2 protein-coding genes are annotated in these 3,268 nt (G+C 33.4%); both read right to left on the bottom strand.

All coding sequences use genetic code 11. The annotated features are described in order from the left end of the window. Window positions 1-913: 913 nt before the first annotated feature. Window positions 914-1,957 (bottom strand): serine hydrolase domain-containing protein, encoded by a 1,044-nt coding sequence (locus OM075_RS24590; RefSeq protein WP_301193215.1) that lies wholly within the window; start codon window positions 1,955-1,957, stop codon window positions 914-916. Between the two features lie 241 nt (window positions 1,958-2,198). Continuing rightward, the gene (locus OM075_RS24585) at window positions 2,199-2,963 is read right to left on the bottom strand and encodes a hypothetical protein (protein WP_301193214.1); all 765 of its coding nucleotides are present in this window, start codon (window positions 2,961-2,963) and stop codon (window positions 2,199-2,201) included. Between the last annotated feature and the right edge of the window lie 305 nt (window positions 2,964-3,268).

Genomic DNA, 3,268 nt, shown 5'->3' with positions numbered 1-3,268 from the left:
TCGTTTCTTGTATCAAGACAAGAATTGAAAATCGTGAATACCTTTAAAATTAACATAGCATGAACAAATGAAAAGCCCAGCGGCTTGAGCGAAAAGAATAATATTGTCTTACCAGACAGGTCTTCTTTTTTTAAAAGATTATTGCTTTGTTCGGCATAGTTCAAGTAAACTTGACTCTGCGCTCTCTTATTGCAATAATTATCATTGCCATAAAAGAAGCAAAACGTCTAGTTCAATTCATCCTTCTACCCACATCTTTGCCGAATTTTGCCCTTCACACAATCCCTTAATCACCCGCATTCGTCTGCGTCACGCCATCGCCAGCCCGGGCCAATTGAACTGGCCTGCGCTCTTGGTCCATACTTCATAGGGAAATATCTTTTAATTATAACAAATCTGACTTTTGTAAATATGGGCTTAATAACACTCTTAGGCTGAAAGCCTATAACATCACAACAAGGGGCATCGCCCCTTGTAATTGTCCCAATTAAATCTCAGGCTGTAGGCCTGAAACATATTATTAATGTATCAGACTTACAGCCTGATTAGGCAAGATAATTAGTTACTTGGGGCGATGCCCCAAGCTATAATGTGTGAGGCTTTCAGCCTCGTGTAAAGTATATAGTTGCAAACACCTACGGTTATAAGTAGCATTATGGCATAATGCCAATTAATTCTCCTCCATTTGAAGGAGGAGTAAGGTAAGGAACGAACCGGGAGATGGTTTAAAACAAGTCTTTGTTCATTTTTTTAATTAATGGAATAGTAATTATAAACCACCTCCCCCTCATTCTTCGGGGACTCCTCATAACTTAGAAGGAGAGTGGATTTACAGCACTTATACACTTTATTATAAGTAAATAGATTTAGACTATATCCGATGGTATCTTAAAAAACAAGAGTAAATTAAAGGTTACAAACCTTTTTCTGCTCTTAAAATCTCAACAATTCTTCGGTACATAATCTCCGATAAACTCCAGTTATATCCATCAAAATTCACGGTATTGGTAAACTGAATAATCACTGCATCCATATCCTTATCATACCTGGCAATGGTTTGATATCCGGGAATTAACCCGGTATGCTCGTATGCATAAATGGAAGAATAAATATCCTGCTCTTGTTTATCAGTAAAGACAGAGCCATCATTTAATGCCCTGATAAATATGCTTAAATCTTCTGCAGTGGCTAGCATCACACCATTGTTGTCTGTTTTTAAATCGTTGTCGTAACCTACATAATAACCACTCATTACATCATCTAAATCTACATCATTAATGGAGCCATAGGTACTATGCAGGTTTAGCGGATCAAGAATGGTTTCTTTTATATATTCAAATTTACTCACTCCAGATACTTTTTCAATAAGCAGAGAAAGTAATAAGTAATTGGTGTTGCTATATTCATAATCCATACCCGGTTCAAAGTTTGCTGGTAAATCCAGGATCAAATCCAATTGCTCCTTGCTGCTTTGTTTTGGATGAACCCAGTAATCTTTAGTATCGGTATAATTAGGAATACCACTGCGATGCTGAACCATCATTCGCAAAGTTATTTGATCTGTATTCTCAATTCTGCCCTCTAACTCCGGGAAATAATCAGCCAGAGTTTTGTCCAGCGACAAATGACCGTTGTAAACTAATTTTGTTATGGCCAGGGCTGTATATAGCTTACTTACACTGGCTATTTTAAATAATGAATGAGGATCAGCTGGCGTTTTGTCTGCTCTGTTTTTATATCCCGAAGTATAATAGGTAATATCATTTCCTTTTCTGTTGACACAAACAATAATACCATCAAATCCATAGTCAGAAGCCTTGTTAACCTGTTCCTGAACGGTATTTGGTAATGGTGTAATCCAGGCAATTAAAACAGGCCATGGAACAAAATACAAGGAGATGATTGTTCCCACAAACAATAAAATTCGAATTACTAGTGTAGATTTCTTTTTTGTCATAATACCTCAGGCTTATACTTTCTTTTAGGTTATCCAATAATAAACACAAAAGGCTAAATATAGTTTGTTGATTGGTTTAATACTATGAGCTATTACCATATTATTTTTAATAATATGGCAGTAAATGATATATACAAAAAGAGCCACAACTGTTGTGTTGCAGCTCAAGAAAAATTGTGTATGATTTGTTTATTTTTTTAATCGATTAGCATTTAGTAATACGTATTAAATCGAGTGCTTATTAAAACAATTTCTTTTTAAATATTTTACCATCCTTTACAATAATATTACGTCCTCCAATCACACTATATTCACCATCTTCTGCTTGGATTCCATTAACCCAGACTTGTTCTCCTTTTGAATAAGAGTATTGATCCATTTGCTCAACCATAATTTCACCCCCATTCTTAGTTTTATAGATTACTTCATGGATTATAGACATAATAATACTGTTTTTAATTATATATTTTACTCTAGGTTTCTTACTTATATAAACGCCGTCTGAGATTTCCTCTGCATCTATTGTTACACTATTTCCAACTTCTGGATCCGAATATTCATCCTCTGGTAAAATTTCAAGATTCTTCCCATCTGTTAAATTTTTGGTGACTATTTTTAATTTTTGACGTCTTAAATTTCTTAAGTATGCATAAGCATCAAGATCTGGAACAATATTCTCATTTGCTAAAACAAAAAAATTATTATTTGTCCCATCCATTTTAAGAATCATTACTGCTTCATCAATAAAACCTTCATTACATAGAATAGTATCTTTTCCTCTATCAATTAATAAAGATTTTGCTTCAGGTAAGTAATCCCATTTCCCCATATTGACTTGTCCATCTTTTGACATTATTAATTCCTTATTCTTTTTAAAAATTAATTTTTGAATTTCAAAATCTGAATCAATAAGAGCCCAAGGTTTATCAACTAAAATTGAATTTCTATCAAGACTTTTGCTAAAATTTCGTAATCCTTTAACTGTATTCTGAAGAAAAATTTTCATCTGTCTATATTTTAATTTTAATAAACTAAAAATTCTAATATCCACAACCTTTATAAGTATAAACAATATCACTTTATTACACACTGGAGATGTTGATTAAATTGAGTATTGTCACAAACCAAATCTGACTCAAAGAGAACAAACCACAAACAACATATAATCAGTTATCCTACCTAGGAATTAATACCGTGTTAGCTGCTGGCCTTCATCTTGGAATTGCAATAAAAAACTAGACAAAAAGTTAAGCCACATTTCTGATAACCACCTTTCCATACTCATCAGGTGTTTGATAGTTTAAATAAGAA

It is taken from the genome of Plebeiibacterium sediminum, from assembly GCF_026013605.1.
GTDB lineage: Bacteria > Bacteroidota > Bacteroidia > Bacteroidales > Marinilabiliaceae > Saccharicrinis > Saccharicrinis sediminus.
This window is presented reverse-complemented; position numbering and strand designations above follow the sequence as displayed.

Coding starts and splice junctions, on each gene's coding strand:
- OM075_RS24590 (WP_301193215.1), bottom strand. CDS start 1,957: ATGACAAAAAAGAAATCTACACTAGTAATTCGAATTTTATTGTTTGTG.
- OM075_RS24585 (WP_301193214.1), bottom strand. CDS start 2,963: ATGAAAATTTTTCTTCAGAATACAGTTAAAGGATTACGAAATTTTAGC.